A 1,130-nucleotide genomic window follows, 5' to 3' on the forward strand; every position below is an offset into this window, starting at 1 on the left:
GCCCGGCCGCCCCCCCCCCGCGCCCCGCGGGCGGGGCGGGCCCCGGCCCCGCCCGGCGGGGGCGGCGCGCGGACGACGGCGGCCGGTCCCGAACCGGGCGGCGCCGCGCCCGGCCCACGTGCCCGACGAGATGGCCCACGCGCCGTTGTAGGCGCCGCCTCCGCTGACGGCCCCCGACACCGGCTCCCGCGTCGCGACGTCCCCGGCGGCGTAGAGGCCGGGGACCGCGGTCGCGCAGTCGTCGCCGGTGATCCGCAGGCCGCCCGTTCCCCGGACGGTGCCCTCCAGCACCATCCGCACCTCGTAGCGGTCGCGGAACGGGTCGATGCCGGCCTTGTCCAGCGGCAGGAAGTAGTTCGGCTGCGCGGCCCGCATCGCCCCGCGCAGCTCCGCGGGCGCCCGGTCCAGCCGCGCGAACACCTTCCGGCCGGCCGCGAGCAGCTCCGCGACCCGGATCCGCGCGCCGAGCGGGTCCGGCACGTCGATCCGGTCGCCGTCCTCGGTGGTGTACGTCGCGAACTGCATCATCAGGCCCTTGGTGTGCGCGCCGTGCGCCGGGGACAGCGCGTACGCGGCGGAGAACTCCATGCCCGACAGCTCCGCGCCCAGCTCGGCGGCCATCAGGTGGCCGTCGCCGGTGTCGACGTTGGTCCCGAACGCCCCGGACAGGAACGCGCAGCCGCCGGTCGCGAGGACCACCGCGCCCGCGCGGACGGTCCACGCCTCCCCGCCCTTCTGGCGGGCGAGGCCCGACGCGCCCGACGCGGTGCCCGAGCCGTCCACGAGCAGGCGCAGCGCCGGATGGTGGTCGAGGATCGTCACGCCCGACCTGTGCACGCGGCGCCGCATCCGCTTCATGTACTCCGGGCCCTGGAGGCTCCCGCGCCGTTCCGCGCCGTCGTCGTCGACGGCGAACGGGTAGCCGAACGCGGCGAGGTCGCCGACGCGCCGGTACGTCTCGTCGACGACGCGGGCCATCCAGCGGCGGTCGGCGAGCCGGGCGCTCTGCTCGAACCGCTCGTCGACGGCGCGCTCGCGCGCCGCCGCGTCCGGCGGGACGTACCAGAGGTTGTTGCCGCCGGACGCGGTCGGCCCGCTGGTGCCGCAGTACCCCTTGTCGGCGAGGACGA

1 protein-coding gene is annotated in these 1,130 nt (G+C 77.9%); it reads right to left on the minus strand.

What is annotated here, in order from left to right; all coding sequences use genetic code 11:
• A partial coding sequence (locus ABZ914_RS51690) for an FAD-binding protein (RefSeq protein WP_500201857.1) occupies positions 1–1,130 on the minus strand: 1,130 nt, incomplete at both ends.

It is taken from the genome of Spirillospora sp. NPDC046719, from assembly GCF_040645715.1.
GTDB lineage: Bacteria > Actinomycetota > Actinomycetes > Streptosporangiales > Streptosporangiaceae > Spirillospora.